This window comes from Cytophaga sp. FL35 (assembly GCF_014349235.1).
Taxonomy (GTDB): domain Bacteria; phylum Bacteroidota; class Bacteroidia; order Flavobacteriales; family Flavobacteriaceae; genus Euzebyella.
On sequence record NZ_JACSOH010000006.1, the window covers coordinates 151,597 to 167,799 of the forward strand.

Sequence of the window (16,203 nt, forward strand, 5' to 3'; positions counted from 1 at the left end):
TATATTTTAAAAATCTGATTAACAGTAAATTTTTAAGTAATTATCTAAAAGTTCAAATAGATAATTAGCAACATATGGGCATAAAAAAATCCCGAAAACTTTGATGTTTCCGGGATTTAAATTTACTTCTTGAGCCTTTTATTGGTTCATTGTAAGTAAGAATTCTTCATTGTTCTTGGTTTGCTTAATACGCTGCTCAATGAACTCCATAGCTTCTACCGGATTCATATCCGCTAGGTATTTTCTCAGAATCCACATTCTCTGAATGGTATTTTCATCCAATAAAAGATCGTCACGTCTTGTACTTGAAGAGGTAAGGTCAATGGCAGGGAAAATTCTACGGTTAGAAATTTTTCGATCTAACTGAAGTTCCATGTTACCGGTTCCTTTAAATTCTTCAAAAATAACCTCGTCCATTTTAGAACCTGTTTCAGTAAGCGCCGTGGCGATTATGGAAAGAGAACCACCACCTTCAATATTTCTTGCTGCTCCAAAGAAACGCTTAGGCTTGTGCAATGCGTTAGCGTCTACACCACCACTTAGAACTTTACCGGAAGCCGGTTGAACGGTGTTATAGGCTCTTGCCAAACGCGTAATGGAATCCAATAGGATGACCACATCATGGCCACATTCTACCAAACGCTTCGCTTTTTCAAGAACGATATTGGCTACCCTTACGTGCTCTGAGGCTTCTTTGTCGAACGTTGACGCAACAACCTCCCCGCGCACATTTCGCTGCATATCCGTAACCTCTTCCGGTCTTTCGTCAATCAATAATATAATTTGATAAACTTCAGGGTGATTGGCAGCGATAGCATTTGCCACTGCTTTCAAAAGCATGGTTTTACCAGTTTTGGGCTGGGAAACGATCATACCTCTTTGTCCTTTTCCTATTGGTGAGAACAAATCAATAATCCTAGTGGATATATTGCTTTGTTTGTCTGCCAAATTAAATTTTTCCTGTGGAAAAAGCGGTGTTAAATGCTCAAAGGAAACACGGTCTCTCACTACTTGGGGATCAATACCGTTTATTTTGTTCACCTTAATTAACGGGAAATATTTTTCACCTTCTTTAGGTGGCCTAACATTTCCTAGAACGGTATCCCCGGTCTTGAGTCCAAAAAGTCTAATTTGTGATTGTGATACATAAATATCATCCGGTGATGATAAGTAATTGTAGTCGGACGAACGTAAAAAACCATACCCGTCTTGCATAATGTCCAATACGCCCTCACTTTCAATAATACTATCGAACTCATATTCAGGTTCTTTATACCTGTTTTTTAAGTCCTTATCAAAATTGCTTTTGTCATGATTGCTTTTTTGATGTCTGTTCTTATTGTTCTGGTTGTTTTGGTTTTTGTTGTTCTGGCCTTTACGGTTTTGGTTACTCTTTTGTTCCGGCTTACCGCTGTTGGTATTGGAATTGGAGTTTGAATTATTGTTAGGGTTGTTAGGTTTATTGGTGCTGTTACTTTTATTCTGAGTCCTTGGTCTTGGTTTCTTAGGCTCATTATCAGTTTTCTCAGCTTCCGGTTTTTTCTCCGGTGCAGTTTCGTTGCTTGTTTCAGGGCTGCTCTCCTTGCTTATTCTCTTTCTGGGAGTTCTGGTTTTTGGTTTTTCCTCTGTTTGGCTAGCGGCAACTTCTTGCACCACTTTGGGGTTAGAGGCTTGTACATCAAGTATTTGGTATACCAGGTCCAATTTTTTTAACGACTTGAATTTGGGTACATTTAAGCCCTTTGCAATTTCCTGAAGTTCAGGCAGCTTTTTCGCTTTTAATTCTGAAATCTCAAACATTAAGTAAGGTATATATTATAAGTCTCCGTAATATGATAAGAAGTGTATTGTTACTTGGGTATTACTAAGAACAGATGTTCTATTGGGTAAGTGCTATCACTAATAACGAGGCAATATTACAAATTATTTTCAATACATCATCGCTTTTTTATAAAAAGACCCTATTTTTGCGCCTGATTATGCCATTTGAGGAATGATTCAAAGAATACAGACCGTATATTTACTAGTAGTTATGCTTATCTCTGCCATATTGCCGTTTTGGGTAAACTTATGGTCAGATGCCAATGGAAATGAGATATACGCCCAAAGTGAGATACTTATTTCGATAGTATTTTATGTTATTTCAGTTTTGGCTTTGGTAGCTATTGTGCTTTTTAAAAATAGAAAAAATCAATTTGTGGTCAACAGATTAAATCTGTTGCTTAACCTTTTTTTACTAGGATTTTTCGTTTACCGATCGCTAAATTTATCTGGAGAGACCTCGGTTTCTGAGAAGGGTATTGGGATGTTGATTCCTGTTATTTCTATCGTTTTTCTAGTCCTTGCCAATAGGGCTATCAAAAAGGATGAAGATCTTGTAAAATCTGTAGATCGTTTGCGTTAAACCTAACATCTTAGTAGTATTAGTGCGTTAAACCCGGGGTAGTTCCCGGGTTTTTTGCTTTTTAAGGTTTCTTGTGCCTTTTCAAAAATGAATCCTAACGCATTCATTGTTAATGCTAAGCATCTTCCAGGGCCTTACATAACTAAATTTCAAGTAGCTTAGTCAGAAATAATTAAAGTAATGCAGAAACCCAATAAAAGATTGAAAGGCCAGACCTGTATTGTTACAGGTTCTAGTTCCGGGATTGGTAAGGCGGTGGCCATGGCTATGGGAACCGAGGGTGCTAACATAGTTGTCAACTACCACAGCGGAAAGGAGAAGGCAGAGGAGGTAGCGAATTGGATAGTTCAAAACAGTTCTTGCGGCGAAGCTATTGTTTTAAAGTGCGATGTAAGCAAGGAAGATGAGGTACAACAAATGTTTCAAAAAACAATTAAGGAATTTGGAACGGTAGATGTCTGCGTCGCCAATGCAGGAATTCAAATAGACCATCCTTTGCATGAAATGCCATTTGATGCATGGAAAAAGGTGATAGATATTAATTTAACCGGTCAATTTTTATGCGCTAGGGAGTCCATTAAGGAATTTTTACGAAGGGGTATGCGAGAGGAGGTTTCAAAATCGTTGGGTAAAATTATCCATATGAGCTCTGTACATGAGGTTATTCCATGGGCCGGGCATGCCAATTATGCTGCCAGTAAAGGAGGTCTGGTCATGCTAATGCAGAGTATATGTCAAGAATATGGTCCTAAAAAGATTAGATGCAACAGTATTGCCCCAGGGGCCATAAAAACTGAAATTAATAAAGATGTATGGAGTACCAAAGAAGGTCGTGATGGCATGTTGGGACTTATTCCTTACAAGAGAATTGGCATTCCAGAAGATATTGGTAGTGTTGCTTCTTGGTTGGCTTCAGATGAGTCTGAATACATAAATGGTACCACCATTTTTGTAGATGGGGGCATGACCTGTTATCCCGGTTTTACAACTAACGGATAAATTTTCTAATTTCCATATCTAAATAATATCAATTGAACTATGAAGAATATTCTAAGAGCGATTCTCGCAGGTTGGGGAGCAAAAAAAATGGGAGGCGGTAAATGTGGTTGTATCGGTTTTATCGTCGTATTTATAATACTTTACTGGCTATTGGGCTACGTATTCAATTAACGTTTTCCTAATTCAATGACCTCAAGGTCTTTTATTTCCGGCCCGTCAATTTTGAAACGGAGCATGGTCCTTACTTGGTGAAAACCGTGCTTTCCACAGGCTCCCGGATTCATATGTAAAACTTGATTCTTTTGGTCCATCATTACCTTTAGAATGTGCGAGTGCCCGCAAATAAAGAGTTTGGGTGGCTGTTTCTGTATCATTGGCCGGGTTCGTGAATTGTATTTTGGTGGATATCCTCCAATATGGGTCATAAGTACCTCCACTTGCTCACAGTAAAAATGATTGTCAAGCGGAAATTCTTTTTGTGTAATGTGGTCATCAATATTACCATAAACGGCCCTTACAGGTTTTAGGGCTTTGAGTTTATCGGTTACCCTAAGGTCTCCAATATCTCCGGCGTGCCATATTTCATCTGCCTGTCTTGCGTATTTAAGAATGGTATCGTCTATATGGGAGTGGGTGTCAGAAAGTAAAAGAATACGGGTCATTAATGATACTTAAGGGGATGTAATATAAAGAAATGTCTACCTTTTAAGAAAGTAAACTATCTTTGAAATTTTACAAAACTAAGGTTTCAAGTTGAGATATTTTGTTGAGTTTTCATACTTCGGAAAGAATTATCACGGTTGGCAAAAACAACCTAACGCCATAACGGTTCAGGAAGTTTTGGAAGTAACTTTCTCCACCTATTTAAGGGAAACTGTTGAGCTTACCGGAGCGGGTCGCACCGATGCGGGAGTGCATGCCAAACAGATGTACGCCCATTTTGAGAGTAATCCAATAAACGATTTGCAACAGACCGTTTATAGACTAAATGCCTTTCTTCCAGTGGATATTTCTTTAAAGAAACTACATCAGGTAGAGGAAAATGCCCATGCACGTTTTGATGCTTTTGAGAGAAGCTACGAGTATTGGATAGTCCTAGAAAAAAATCCATTTTATACTGAATGTGCTCACTATGTGAAGGTTCCATTGGATATTGAAAAAATGAACGAAGCCGCCGCCTTACTACTGGACCATAAAGATTTTGAATGCTTTTCAAGATCCAATACCGATGTAAAAACATTTCTCTGCGTCGTTAAAAAAGCAGTGTGGGAAGTAAGAGAGGATAAACTGGTTTTTTCCATAACAGCCGATCGATTTTTGAGAAATATGGTGCGTGCCGTGGTTGGTACACTGTTGGAAGTGGGTATGGGCAAATGGGATCTGCCCTATGTTAAAACCGTACTAAATAGCAGGGACAGAAGTAAGGCCGGTGCCTCTGTACCGGCAAAAGGCTTATATTTGACCTCTGTTTTATATCCTAAAAAGACCCTTTCAGCGCATGGATAAAGATTCTGGTAAAGCCTTTGATGTTCGACTTTTTAGACGCCTAATGGCGCATACCAGACCTTATAGGCTCACATTTTATGGTGTCGCGCTTGCTGCTATACTTCTATCGGCATTTGCAGTGATGATACCATACATTGTTCAAAAAATAATTGATAATGCCATTTTGGAGCCCAATGGCGAAAAACTATTGAATCTTAGTGTAATCATGTTAGTGGTTCTCTTGGGGCAGGTAATTTGTCAATTGCTCTTTAACTACTATGCCAACTGGTTGGGGGAATCGGTAATAAAAGATGTGCGAATCAATCTTTTCAGGCACATGCTGGGCTTTAGAATGAAGTACTTTGATACTTCTTCATTAGGGGTTTTGGTAACCCGTGCGGTAGCTGATATGCAGCGGATCGGTGAAATTTTCAGCCAAGGTTTTTTTATGATTGTGGCAGACTTGCTTAAAATGTTCGCTGCTGCAGGGATGATGTTATACCTAAATTGGAAATTGGCTCTCATTGTTTTTGCCATTCTACCTGTTATCCTTTATGCTACGCGATTATTCCAAAAAGCAATGAAAGTTGCGTTTATAGATGTAAGGGCCGAGGTTTCTAATCTCAACTCCTTTGTGCAGGAGCGCTTAACGGGCATGAAAATTGTGCAGTTGTTCACACGCGAAAAAATTGAAAGCGATAATTTTAGGGTCATCAATGAGAAGCATCAAAATGCATGGCTCAAAACGGTTTGGTACAACTCTATCTTTTTTCCCATTGCCGAAATAGTCTCGTCCGTAGCCATTGGTTTGGTGGTTTGGTACGGAGGTCTTCAAAATGTTGCCAATATAACTGCGGATTTGGCAGGAACTATTTTCGCCTTTATTATGTATATAGAAATTTTGTTTAGGCCTTTAAGGCAAATTGCAGATAAGTTCAATACACTGCAAATGGGTATGGTGGCCGCCAATAGGGTTTTTAAAATTTTGGATACACAAAGTAATATTCAGGATGTAGGGGAAATTGAAAAAGAGAATGTTAGTGGAAACCTTACGTTTTCAGACGTTCGTTTCGGTTATTTGGAGGATGAGGAGGTGCTTCATGGTATTTCTTTTGAAGTGAAAGCAGGGGAAACCGTAGCCATTGTGGGTGCTACCGGTGCCGGTAAATCTACTATCATCAACCTATTGAACCGATTCTACGAAATCAATTCTGGAAGCATCCTTGTGGATGGTATCAACATTCGAGATTTTAAATTAAGCTCCCTTCGCGCTCAAATCGCCGTAGTGCTTCAAGACGTATTTCTTTTTGCCGATACCATAGAGAATAATATTTCCTTAAAAAATCCTTCCGTTAGCTTAGAGCAAATAATAGCGGCAGCCAATGAAATAGGAGTGGATGAGTTTATCACCAGTTTGCCTGGGGGATATCAATATAACGTAAAAGAAAGGGGCACAATGCTCTCCAGTGGTCAACGGCAATTGATTGCATTCTTACGTGCATATGTAAGCGACCCTAGTATTTTGGTACTGGATGAAGCTACATCCTCAGTAGATACCTATTCTGAGCAATTGATTCAACGCGCTACCGAAAAAATCACCGAAGGGCGAACCTCCATTATTATCGCCCACCGATTGGCTACCATTAAAAAGGCCGATAAAATTATTGTCATGGATGCCGGTAAAATTGTGGAAACAGGTACACATAAACAACTTCTTAAACAAGGAGGCTATTACAGTAAGTTGTACGAAGCGCAATTTATGGAAGAAAAAGTGGCTTAATCCACTAAATCATTCTTAATGATTTCTATAAGTTCGTTCAAGTCCGCATAGTCTGTGAACTCCCCATTTTTTATGTAGGAGATGTTGCCTGTCTCTTCACTTACTACCAGTGCCAAGGCATCGGTTTTTTCGGTAATGCCCACGGCGGCCCTGTGTCTAAGTCCAAATCGAAGAGGGATATTCCTTTTGTTTGAAACGGGTAAGATGACCCTTGTGGCTACAATGTGATTGTCCTCAATTACGGCAGCACCGTCATGTAGGGGACTGTTTTTATAAAAAATACTTTCTAAAATTGGTTTGTTTACTTCCGCATACATTTTGTCACCCGAAGATTTGATAAAGTCCAAGGATGTATTTCTTTCAATAACTATGAGGGCTCCGGTTTTGGTGGTGTTCATTTTTTTGCAGGCAGATATGATCGCATCTACATCAGTGGAAGTATTTAAGCTATCTTCCTTCAAAAATTTAAAATGTTTCAGGAATTTTTTCCGGTTGGAAAAATTGGTGGACCCCACCATGAGGAGGAATTTACGTATTTCTTGTTGAAAAACGATGATTAGGGCTATGAGTCCTACCTGCATAAAAGCACCCACCAAACTGCTGATCATTTCCATTCCAAGGAGTTCTGTGAGTTTCCAAAAACCCCAAATGATAACGATTCCTATAAAGATATTGATGGCTGCCGATCCGCGTACAAGTTTGTACACATAGTAGAGAAGAACGGCTACCAGAAAAATATCCAGTAAGTCGGTTACATTAAATTCCAGAAAATTGAGAAAGTCCAAAATTGGGAGGAGTTTTTGTAAAATTAGGAAAATAATTCGCTCTTCAGGTTTTCTACAAGTTTAACACATTCCTTGGCTTCTTTAACGTCATGGACGCGTAAAATATTGGCTCCTTTTACAAGAGCCACCATGTTTAGAGCCGTAGTGCCATTTAGGGCATTTTTTGCATCGGTATCCAAACTTTTGTAGATCATGGACTTTCGGCTTAGACCGATTAAAAGTGGGTGTTCTAAGATGTTAAATAGTTCTAGAGCACCTAAAAGTTGAAAATTCTGTTCCAAGGTTTTGGCGAATCCAAACCCGGGGTCAATAATCACATCAACAATTCCCAAGGCCTTTGTAGCTGCGGTTCGCTCCGCAAAATACGTCAATATATCTGTTAGCAAATTTTCATATTGCGTTAAAGATTGCATGGTTTTTGGGGTTCCACGCATGTGCATCATGATGTAAGGTACATGCAGTTGGGCAATAGTTGAAAGCATTTTGTCATCCATAAGTCCGGCGGATATATCATTGATAAGGGCCGCCCCGGAATTGATACACTCTTTGGCAACTCGGCTTCTGAAAGTATCAATAGATAGGTTTATGTCCTTGAATTCCTTGGTAAGAAGTTGAACTATTGGTACTATGCGTTGCAATTCTTCTTCCTCGCTCACAAAATCTGCACCCGGTCTGGAACTATAGGCGCCTACATCTATAAAAGTTGCTCCCTCGGCCAGCATTTTTTCGGTTTGATTTAAAATTTGGGATTCTTGGGTGTAATTTCCGCCATCAAAAAAGGAATCTGGAGTAATGTTTAGTATCCCCATGATTTTAGGGGTGGATAAGTCAATCAGTTGGCCTAGGCAGTTAATGGTCATTTTACGTAAAGTTGAAGCGCTATCATTTGAAAAACCAAGTTTAAAACACGAACTTTGAGCAATTCAAAATTTTGTGTGAAATTTACGCAAATTAGAAACGATATCCATGCCAGAAACTTCCCAGCAGTATGACGAGGTCATAAAAACGTGTCGCGAGTTGTTCAAGAATAAAATGAAGGACTATGGGAGTGCCTGGAGAATTTTACGCCTACCTTCCCTTACCGATCAAATTTACATCAAGGCACAGCGAATTAGGGGACTTCAAGAAAATGAGGTTAGAAAAGTAGATGAGGGGGAACGCTCCGAATTTATCGGCATTATCAATTACTCCATAATGGCTTTGATCCAATTACAAAAAGGCGTGGCGGAACAACCGGATTTGGACCCGGACTCGGCCGTTGAACTTTACGATTGGCATACCGCAGATACCAAGCAGCTTATGGAGAACAAAAATCATGACTATGGGGAGGCCTGGAGGGATATGCGAGTAAGTTCGCTAACCGACCTTATTCTTCAAAAAATTTTACGTGTTAAACAAATTGAGGATAACAAAGGTAAGACCTTGGTGAGCGAAGGAATAGATGCCAATTACCAAGATATGGTGAATTATGCAGTCTTTGCACTTATACACCTTAATGAAAAATCCGGTTCCTAAGATGAAGTATGTAGTTGGTATAAGTAGGGTATTTGTTGGGATTCTTTTTATTATCAGCGGATTTATAAAACTGAATGACCCTGTAGGGTTTTCTTTTAAACTGGAAGAATATTTTAGCCAAGGAGTGCTAGATATGCCTGTATTTGAGCCTTATGCACTGGCAATTTCCATATTCGTTGTAATCTTCGAAGTGCTGTTGGGTGTTATGCTTTTAGTGGGGTTCAGGGTGAAATTTACGGTATGGAGCCTATTGATTATGATTGTAGGCTTTACATTTTTGACCTTTTACTCCGCATACTATAATAAAGTTACGGATTGTGGGTGTTTTGGAGATGCCATAAAATTGACGCCCTGGGAATCTTTTACCAAGGATATTATACTGTTGGTATTAATATTGGCGCTGTTTATAGGGCAAAAGTATATCACACCCCTTTTTAGCTTTAAAGGGCGTTCCATTGTTATGGTTATCTCTTTGATGTTGTGTATTGCGTATTGTAATCATGTGCTCAATCATCTACCTGTCATAGATTTTAGGCCCTATAAAATTGGGGCTAATATTGAGGATGGAATGAGCGTACCGGAAGATGCTCCTAAGCCTATTTACGATTACGCATGGAAATTTGATGTGAACGGAGAGGAAAAAGTAATTGTTACCCAAGGGGATTATCCACAAGTCAATGGTGAGTTTATAGATGTGGAAACAACTGAAGTTCAAAAAGGTTATGAACCTCCCGTGCATGATTTTACCATTGAACAAGATGGCGAGGATTTCGCTGCAAGTTTGCTTCAAGAGTCTAAATTGTTGATGGTAATTGCCTATGATCTTCGTAAAACGAATGAGGAGGCTTATGCTGAAGTAAAATCCGTAACGGACCAAGCTAAAAGCAACGGTTATAAAGTCATTGGGATGTCCGCTTCCAATAGTGAACAGACCCAGGCCTTAATCGACAATCATAAACTGGATTTTGAATTCTATTTCACGGATGAGACCACTTTAAAGACCATTGTGCGTTCCAACCCTGGAATGTTGGTTTTAGAGAAAGGAACCATCAAACAAAAAGTACATTATAACGATTTGGACGAGTTGAAATTCAATTGATTTTCAAACGGCCTTATTTATTTAACCATGAACACTAAAAATTAAAATAAAATGAGAAGCAAAATAGTTGCCGGAAACTGGAAAATGAACAAGAATGCGGCGGAGACCGAAGCCTTATTAACGGAATTAGCTGCAAAACTGCCAGATACTAATGCCCAAGTGATGGTTGCTCCAACTTTTGTTAATTTGGCTGGAGCTGTTCGTTCTTTGGAGTCTTCTGTAATTCAGGTAATTGCTCAAAATATGCACTTTGCGGAAAGCGGGGCGTATACCGGAGAAATTTCTGCAGACATGCTTCTTGGCATTGGAGTGGAAACGGTTATTTTAGGTCACTCTGAAAGAAGGGCATATTTTAAGGAAGATGATGCTATCTTAGCTCAAAAGGTAAAAGCTGCCTTGGACAAGAATATGAAAGTTATGTTCTGTTTTGGAGAAGAGCTGGAGGATAGAAAATCCGGTAATCATTTTAATGTTGTAGAGAGCCAATTGAAGAATGCCTTGTTTTCGTTAGATGCATCGGCTTGGAGCAGTATTATTTTGGCCTATGAACCGGTTTGGGCCATAGGAACCGGAGAAACTGCTTCTCCAGAACAAGCACAGGAGATGCATGCTTTTATACGTAAAACGATTACCGATGCCTACGATGCCAGCATTGCTGGAAATGTTTCCATTTTGTACGGTGGTAGTGTAAAGCCTGCCAATGCAAAGGAAATCTTTGGAAAGCCAGATGTGGATGGCGGACTTATTGGAGGGGCTTCTTTAAAAGCCGATGACTTCGTGGCCATCATTGAGGCTATCTAAAAAAAATTGATGAGACATCATAAATAAATAGGGGAGTGTTCTGCACTCCTCTTTGATTTTGTATGGAGAATACCATTTACATAGAATATAGTTTTACCGTTTTACCGCTTCAACCAGCTACCGATATTTTAATTGCAGAATTGGGAGAAGTAGGTTTTGAAAGTTTTGTTGAAAATGAAACAGGTGTGCTAGCCTATATTCAAAAGGAAGAGTTTGTGGAAGGAATGATAGACTCCATAGAAATTCTCAGGAATACTGATTTTACTATTTCTTTTGAAAAAAAAGAGATTGAGCAAGAAAATTGGAATGCTACTTGGGAAGAGAATTTTAGCCCAATTCTGGTAGGAGAGCACTGTTCTGTACGGGCTCCCTTTCATAAAAAGCCTCAGGTGACCTACGATATAGTTATTGAGCCCAAAATGAGCTTTGGTACAGGTCATCACGAAACAACCCATATGATGCTTCAAATGATTTTAGATCATGATTTTGAGGGGAAGTCCGTTTTGGATATGGGTAGTGGAACGGGGGTCTTGGCCATATTAGCGGCCATGAAAGGGGCTACCAATGTAGAAGCCATAGATATCGATAATTGGTGTTATCATAATGCAATGGAAAATGTAGAAAGAAACAATGTGCAGGTTTCTGTTTTTGAAGGGGATGTAACCCTTTTGAAAGGTGTCAAATTGTACGATGTTGTTTTGGCGAATATCAACCGGAATATTTTGATAAATGACATTCCTGCATATGCAAAGTGTCTTAAACCCAACGGCATACTTTTTGTGAGTGGCTTCTATGAAGATGATATTTTTGCGATTTCCGAAATATGTAATAGCTGTGGATTAAAATTTGAAAAAAATATTACCAGAAACAATTGGGTAGCAGTAAAATACGTATTTTAGAAAGTGTCTTGCACATCTAAAATGAAAAAGATATGAGTACGAGGGAAAAGATTTTAGAAGATTTACTTTTAGAGGAAGAGGTTGTTAAACAAAATGAAATTGTTCTCTTTAACGATGATGTAAACACCTTTGACCACGTTATTGAAACCTTGATCGATGTTTGCGATCATACCCCTGAGCAAGCAGAACAATGCTCCATTATTGTACATTACAACGGTAAGTGTACCGTTAAAACGGGTGATTACAAAGATTTGGAACCTCGTTGCAGCAAACTATTGCGAGCGGGCCTGAGCGCGGAAATTGTCTAAAGGTAACTTAATGGGGGAGTTTATGACGAAAAACTCCGTAGAGGAAGGTACCCAAGACAGCTCCTGCAATTACTATTAGCATGCTTAGGACCCCTGTTCCTACCAAAATGTACATAGGCCCTGGGCAAGCTCCTGCAAGAGCCCATCCCAATCCAAAAATACTTCCGCCAAGGAGATAGCGCGTTACACTTTTATCTTTGGGAGGGAGATATATTTCCTTTCCTTCAATGCTCTTTAGTCTTAATTTTTTGATAGTGTATACACTAATGATTCCCAGCAAAACAGCAGAACCAATAATGCCGTACATGTGGAAGGATTGAAACTTGAACATTTCAAATATACGGTACCAAGAAACAGCTTCGGATTTTACCAAAACAATTCCAAAAAACACTCCTACAAGTAAAAATTTAAGGAACTTCATCAATTAAAAAATTAGGGGCAGAATAAAATGGGTCATTACCAATCCTCCGATAAAAAAGCCGACTACTGCGATTAAAGAAGGTAATTGTAGGTTGCTAAGTCCGGTTATAGCATGACCAGAGGTGCAACCCCCAGCATATCGTGTTCCAAAACCTACCAAAAGCCCACCAATTAACAATATGAGCATACCTTTCAAGGTTAATACATTCTCCCAACTATAAATTTCAGGAGGTAGAATGGATTCCCCGGCATTTTGAAATCCTAGATTCTGTAGATCTTCAACTGTTTTTGGGTTTAATTCGATGGGCGCTCCGTTGGACAGAAATTGTACGGCAATGAATCCGCCGATCACAGCACCCAGAACTACCGTAAGATTCCATTTTTGGCTACGCCAGTCAAACTTAAAAAAATCGGCATACTTGCCTGCGCCCCCAATACTACAAAAAGTTCGTAGGTTGCTAGACATACCAAATGTTTTACCAAAATAGAGAAGAAGCAGTAAAACCGTAGCTATTAATAGGCCTGAAACGTACCAAGGCCAAGGATTGAGAATATATTCCATTTAGTTAAAAACTTTCAGCAAAAGTAATACAAAGACCGGGGCCGTAAGGTAATAATTGTTACAATACAATAAATGCATTTCATGTTGCTGTAAAGATATCGATTGCATTTTGGCGTATTCGTAAAAAGAATTGGACTCACCCACCAACTAGACTTAAATCTTTATTTTTGGCGCCAAACCAAACCAAAATATATTAAAATGAATATTATTTCTAAAACGGGTCTATCGCTATCGATAATGAAGAAGACGTTCTTTCTTATCTGGACTACTATTTTCATGGTGAATGCACAAGAACCACCAAGAAAATATATTGCTTATCAACCCATTGACGCCATTCAAATTGATGGTATGGCCAATGAAACTTCATGGGAAAAAGCATCATGGACAGACAATTACATAGACATTGAAGGTAATAAAACTCCAACTTACGCAACGAGAATGAAGATGTTGTATGATGAGGAAAATCTTTATTTCTATGCGGAAATGGAAGAGCCTCATGTTTGGGCAACTTTAAAACATAGGGACACGGTCATTTTTTACAATAATGACTTTGAAATTTTTATTGACCCGGATGGAGATACCCATAATTACTATGAGTTTGAAATGAACGCCTTGAACACTTTGTGGGACCTTTTCCTCACAAAACCGTACAGAAATCATGGTAAAATAATTGATAGTTGGGATATTCAAGGGGTTAAGACCGCCGTTCAAATTGACGGTACTTTAAACAATCCCGAGGATATAGATAAGGGCTGGAGTGTTGAAATTGCCTTTCCTTGGAAGGTAATAACAGAGGCGAGTAGAAAAAACGGAATACCTAAAAATGAGTTTTGGCGCATTAACTTCTCTAGGGTCAATTGGGATTATCAGCTAAAGGATGGTAAGTATAGCAGAAAGCAGGATGGCGACGGAAAATTTCTACCCGAATACAATTGGGTGTGGTCACCGCAGTGGGTTATTAATATGCATGAACCTGAACATTGGGGATATCTCTTTTTTGCTGATGAAAAAGTAGGTGGCAACGTCAATTTTGAATTGCCTTTAGACGAGCATATAAAATGGAAAATGTATGCGTTGTACCGAAAGCTCTTAGGGGCAGGGGACAATTTTGAAAATATGATAAGTGAAATTGACTCAGAAATTTTTAGGGTTCAAGGGAAAACAGTTGTCCCTAACGTGGAGAGGCACAAAAGTGGATGGAACATAACAGTGATAAGTCCGTTCAGTTCAAAAGTTTTGCTAATTAAGGAAGATGGGAAGTTTATCGATTCTGAGCGATAGTCCACTCCAACAAATAATTTTAAAGGTTTAGAGGTTCAAAAGCTCGGATAATTTAAGAGAATGGCTCACCTTTGGGGTGAGCCATTCTCTTGAAGTAGATGTTGCTTAATGACTTCAGAGTCAATTACTTTTCTTGTACTTTTTAAAAAATGGAGTCAACTCAATATCGCTAATAATCCTTTTTGAGCATGTGTTAGGATTTGGCCTTAACCGAAAAAACAACCCTGCATTTAAGATTGGGTCTACTCTTTAAGCAATTTCGGTAGGATTATTTTACATTAGCGCTCCGCGCTGAAAATCAAAAAGATATAAAATCAAAAAAAGCAAGCTTTAAGAATTTGCTTGCTTTTCGATTTAATCGTGACCTCGGCAGGATTACCTACGGTCTTCCTTTGTGCTCCGATTTGGAAATGCAAATTTACATCGCTTGCGCACTACGATTTAGTCATTTTTGGTTCGCTTATGAAAGCAGGCTTTCAAAACCTCCAAAAAATACAAAACCCTGCATTTTCATACAGGGTTTGCGCTTTAAGTGACCTCGGCAGGATTCAAACCTGCAACCTTCTGAGCCGTAATCAGATGCGCTATTCAGTTGCGCCACGAGGCCTTATTAACGGGGTGCAAATATATTTCTTTTTACTTTTACTGCAAAACTGAAAATGAAAAATATGGACTTTAAATCCTATATCAGGGATATTCAAGACTTTCCAAAAGAAGGAGTGGTATTTAAGGATATTACGCCATTGCTTAAAAATGGAGAGGCATTAAACCAAACTGTGAGTGCCTTATTGGAGCTATTGGATGATAAAAAAATTGACAAGGTGGTGGGCATGGAAAGTAGAGGGTTTTTTTTCGCCCCATTGCTGGCCAGTAAGTTAGGGGCCGGATTTGTTCCTGTGCGTAAGCCCGGAAAATTACCGGCAAAGACCCTACAACAATCATATGATTTGGAATATGGTACGGACATGTTAGAAGTGCATCAAGACAGTATTGCAAAAGGCGATAAAATACTTGTGCATGATGATGTTTTGGCAACCGGAGGTACAGCTTTCGCTACTTGTGAGTTAATTGAACGCTTAGGAGGAGAAATTGTTCAATGTAACTTCTTGATTGAACTTACCTTCTTAAACGGAGCTAGTAAATTGAATGAATACCCTACAAAGTCGTTGATAAAGTACTAGCGTATTACAGGGCATTGGTCGTTACATAATAACGCCAACCGATGATTGCCAGCTGTATTTTAGATGCCTTGGCTAAATCCAGTCTTTTTTTGGTGTAAGAAGGAAGTAAGACTTTGTTTAGCTTGGCCAAGAATTTGAAAAAACTTTTTTTCATAACTGGGTTTTACCAAATATAGATAATATATGAAATAATTAGACCGCCAATGGGCGGTCTAATTTTATAATAGGCCTATGGGAAAAGTATCTAGATAATTGCAAGGATTAAGGATATAAAAAACAAAAGCATTTTAGCGATAGTGATCATTTTAATTTTAAAGGTTTTTAGGGTTAGCCTTCTTATTGAAGGATGAGTAAATAGTACTCCTCAATCGATTGTTTTTTCAATATATATAAGGGCGATAATATCTTCCTAATAAATTGATGACTTTTATTAAAATTGAATACTGAACTGTAGTTGTAATGATGGATATGGTTTCATATTTTGATTGAAATGCTTGTAACGTGTTTTTAAATGTTATGTAAATATGCCGCATTTGTTCATATTCGAAACATTTGAAGGGTCCTTTTAGCTCTAATTTGAGTTTTCAAGGGGCATTCCATCAAAAATTTTCATGTTTTAATCAAAACCATCATCAGTTTATTTTTTTAAAAGGAAGTATGTATGGGGTGAGGACAGTTTAGTAA

At 38.7% G+C, this 16,203-nt stretch carries 18 protein-coding genes and 1 tRNA gene; 11 read left to right on the forward strand and 8 right to left on the reverse strand.

Annotation, left to right across the window (positions count from 1 at the left end):
- Positions 1-138: 138 nt before the first annotated feature.
- Positions 139-1,800: a transcription termination factor Rho gene (gene rho / locus BIZ36_RS06835; RefSeq protein WP_187457132.1), complete on the reverse strand. Its 1,662-nt coding sequence runs from the start codon at positions 1,798-1,800 to the stop codon at positions 139-141.
- A 193-nt stretch (positions 1,801-1,993) separates the two neighbouring features.
- Here rho and BIZ36_RS06840 point away from each other — a divergent pair, with 193 nt between their 5' ends.
- Complete coding sequence (locus BIZ36_RS06840; protein WP_187457133.1) at positions 1,994-2,404, forward strand: DUF4293 domain-containing protein; 411 nt, start codon at positions 1,994-1,996, stop codon at positions 2,402-2,404.
- A 180-nt stretch (positions 2,405-2,584) separates the two neighbouring features.
- Positions 2,585-3,403 (forward strand): SDR family oxidoreductase, encoded by an 819-nt coding sequence (locus tag BIZ36_RS06845; RefSeq protein WP_187457134.1) that lies wholly within the window; start codon positions 2,585-2,587, stop codon positions 3,401-3,403.
- A 167-nt stretch (positions 3,404-3,570) separates the two neighbouring features.
- On the opposite strand, the gene BIZ36_RS06850 is transcribed toward BIZ36_RS06845, so the two are convergent.
- Positions 3,571-4,065 (reverse strand): metallophosphoesterase family protein, encoded by a 495-nt coding sequence (locus BIZ36_RS06850; RefSeq protein WP_187457135.1) that lies wholly within the window; start codon positions 4,063-4,065, stop codon positions 3,571-3,573.
- A 91-nt stretch (positions 4,066-4,156) separates the two neighbouring features.
- Here BIZ36_RS06850 and truA point away from each other — a divergent pair, with 91 nt between their 5' ends.
- Both truA and BIZ36_RS06860 read left to right on the forward strand, forming a co-directional pair.
- A complete protein-coding gene (truA, locus tag BIZ36_RS06855; RefSeq protein WP_187457136.1) occupies positions 4,157-4,909 on the forward strand; it encodes a tRNA pseudouridine(38-40) synthase TruA in 753 nt (250 codons plus the stop codon).
- Positions 4,902-6,668, forward strand: coding sequence for an ABC transporter ATP-binding protein (locus BIZ36_RS06860; RefSeq protein ID WP_187457137.1), 1,767 nt, complete (start codon positions 4,902-4,904; stop codon positions 6,666-6,668). Before truA ends, BIZ36_RS06860 begins: the two co-directional genes overlap by 8 nt.
- On the opposite strand, the gene cdaA is transcribed toward BIZ36_RS06860, so the two are convergent.
- Positions 6,665-7,453: a diadenylate cyclase CdaA gene (gene cdaA, locus BIZ36_RS06865; RefSeq protein ID WP_187457138.1), complete on the reverse strand. Its 789-nt coding sequence runs from the start codon at positions 7,451-7,453 to the stop codon at positions 6,665-6,667. The genes BIZ36_RS06860 and cdaA overlap by 4 nt on opposite strands.
- A gap of 23 nt (positions 7,454-7,476) precedes the next feature.
- Positions 7,477-8,313 (reverse strand): dihydropteroate synthase, encoded by an 837-nt coding sequence (gene folP / locus BIZ36_RS06870; RefSeq protein ID WP_187457139.1) that lies wholly within the window; start codon positions 8,311-8,313, stop codon positions 7,477-7,479.
- A gap of 106 nt (positions 8,314-8,419) precedes the next feature.
- Here folP and BIZ36_RS06875 point away from each other — a divergent pair, with 106 nt between their 5' ends.
- The 5 genes from BIZ36_RS06875 (at position 8,420) to BIZ36_RS06895 (ending at position 12,075) form a co-directional block, all read left to right on the forward strand.
- Positions 8,420-8,968 (forward strand): DUF1599 domain-containing protein, encoded by a 549-nt coding sequence (locus BIZ36_RS06875; RefSeq protein ID WP_187457140.1) that lies wholly within the window; start codon positions 8,420-8,422, stop codon positions 8,966-8,968.
- A gap of 1 nt (position 8,969) precedes the next feature.
- Positions 8,970-10,067 carry a BT_3928 family protein gene (locus BIZ36_RS06880; protein WP_187457141.1) on the forward strand — a complete coding sequence of 366 codons (1,098 nt, stop codon included), beginning with the start codon at positions 8,970-8,972 and terminating at the stop codon, positions 10,065-10,067.
- Between the two features lie 51 nt (positions 10,068-10,118).
- The gene (gene tpiA / locus BIZ36_RS06885) at positions 10,119-10,868 is read left to right on the forward strand and encodes a triose-phosphate isomerase (RefSeq protein WP_187457142.1); all 750 of its coding nucleotides are present in this window, start codon (positions 10,119-10,121) and stop codon (positions 10,866-10,868) included.
- 62 nt (positions 10,869-10,930) lie between these two features.
- Positions 10,931-11,767 carry a 50S ribosomal protein L11 methyltransferase gene (gene prmA, locus BIZ36_RS06890; RefSeq protein ID WP_187457143.1) on the forward strand — a complete coding sequence of 279 codons (837 nt, stop codon included), beginning with the start codon at positions 10,931-10,933 and terminating at the stop codon, positions 11,765-11,767.
- Between the two features lie 32 nt (positions 11,768-11,799).
- Complete coding sequence (locus BIZ36_RS06895) at positions 11,800-12,075, forward strand: ATP-dependent Clp protease adaptor ClpS (protein ID WP_187457144.1); 276 nt, start codon at positions 11,800-11,802, stop codon at positions 12,073-12,075.
- 7 nt (positions 12,076-12,082) lie between these two features.
- On the opposite strand, the gene BIZ36_RS06900 is transcribed toward BIZ36_RS06895, so the two are convergent.
- Positions 12,083-12,496, reverse strand: a complete 414-nt coding sequence (locus BIZ36_RS06900) for a DUF6691 family protein (protein ID WP_187457145.1) — start codon at positions 12,494-12,496, stop codon at positions 12,083-12,085.
- Between the two features lie 3 nt (positions 12,497-12,499).
- On the reverse strand, positions 12,500-13,057 hold the full coding sequence (locus tag BIZ36_RS06905) for a YeeE/YedE family protein (protein WP_187457146.1): 558 nt from the start codon (positions 13,055-13,057) through the stop codon (positions 12,500-12,502).
- A gap of 198 nt (positions 13,058-13,255) precedes the next feature.
- Between BIZ36_RS06905 and BIZ36_RS06910 the strand changes: the two genes are divergently transcribed.
- Positions 13,256-14,338, forward strand: coding sequence for a carbohydrate-binding family 9-like protein (locus BIZ36_RS06910; RefSeq protein ID WP_286174640.1), 1,083 nt, complete (start codon positions 13,256-13,258; stop codon positions 14,336-14,338).
- A 533-nt stretch (positions 14,339-14,871) separates the two neighbouring features.
- Here the strand turns inward: BIZ36_RS06910 and BIZ36_RS06915 are convergent.
- A tRNA-Arg gene (locus tag BIZ36_RS06915) sits at positions 14,872-14,945 on the reverse strand.
- Positions 14,946-14,997: 52 nt separating this feature from the next.
- Here BIZ36_RS06915 and BIZ36_RS06920 point away from each other — a divergent pair.
- Positions 14,998-15,519 carry an adenine phosphoribosyltransferase gene (locus BIZ36_RS06920; RefSeq protein ID WP_222937289.1) on the forward strand — a complete coding sequence of 174 codons (522 nt, stop codon included), beginning with the start codon at positions 14,998-15,000 and terminating at the stop codon, positions 15,517-15,519.
- 4 nt (positions 15,520-15,523) lie between these two features.
- Here the strand turns inward: BIZ36_RS06920 and BIZ36_RS06925 are convergent, their stop codons facing one another.
- Positions 15,524-15,673 carry an SsrA-binding protein gene (locus BIZ36_RS06925; RefSeq protein WP_187457147.1) on the reverse strand — a complete coding sequence of 50 codons (150 nt, stop codon included), beginning with the start codon at positions 15,671-15,673 and terminating at the stop codon, positions 15,524-15,526.
- Between the last annotated feature and the right edge of the window lie 530 nt (positions 15,674-16,203).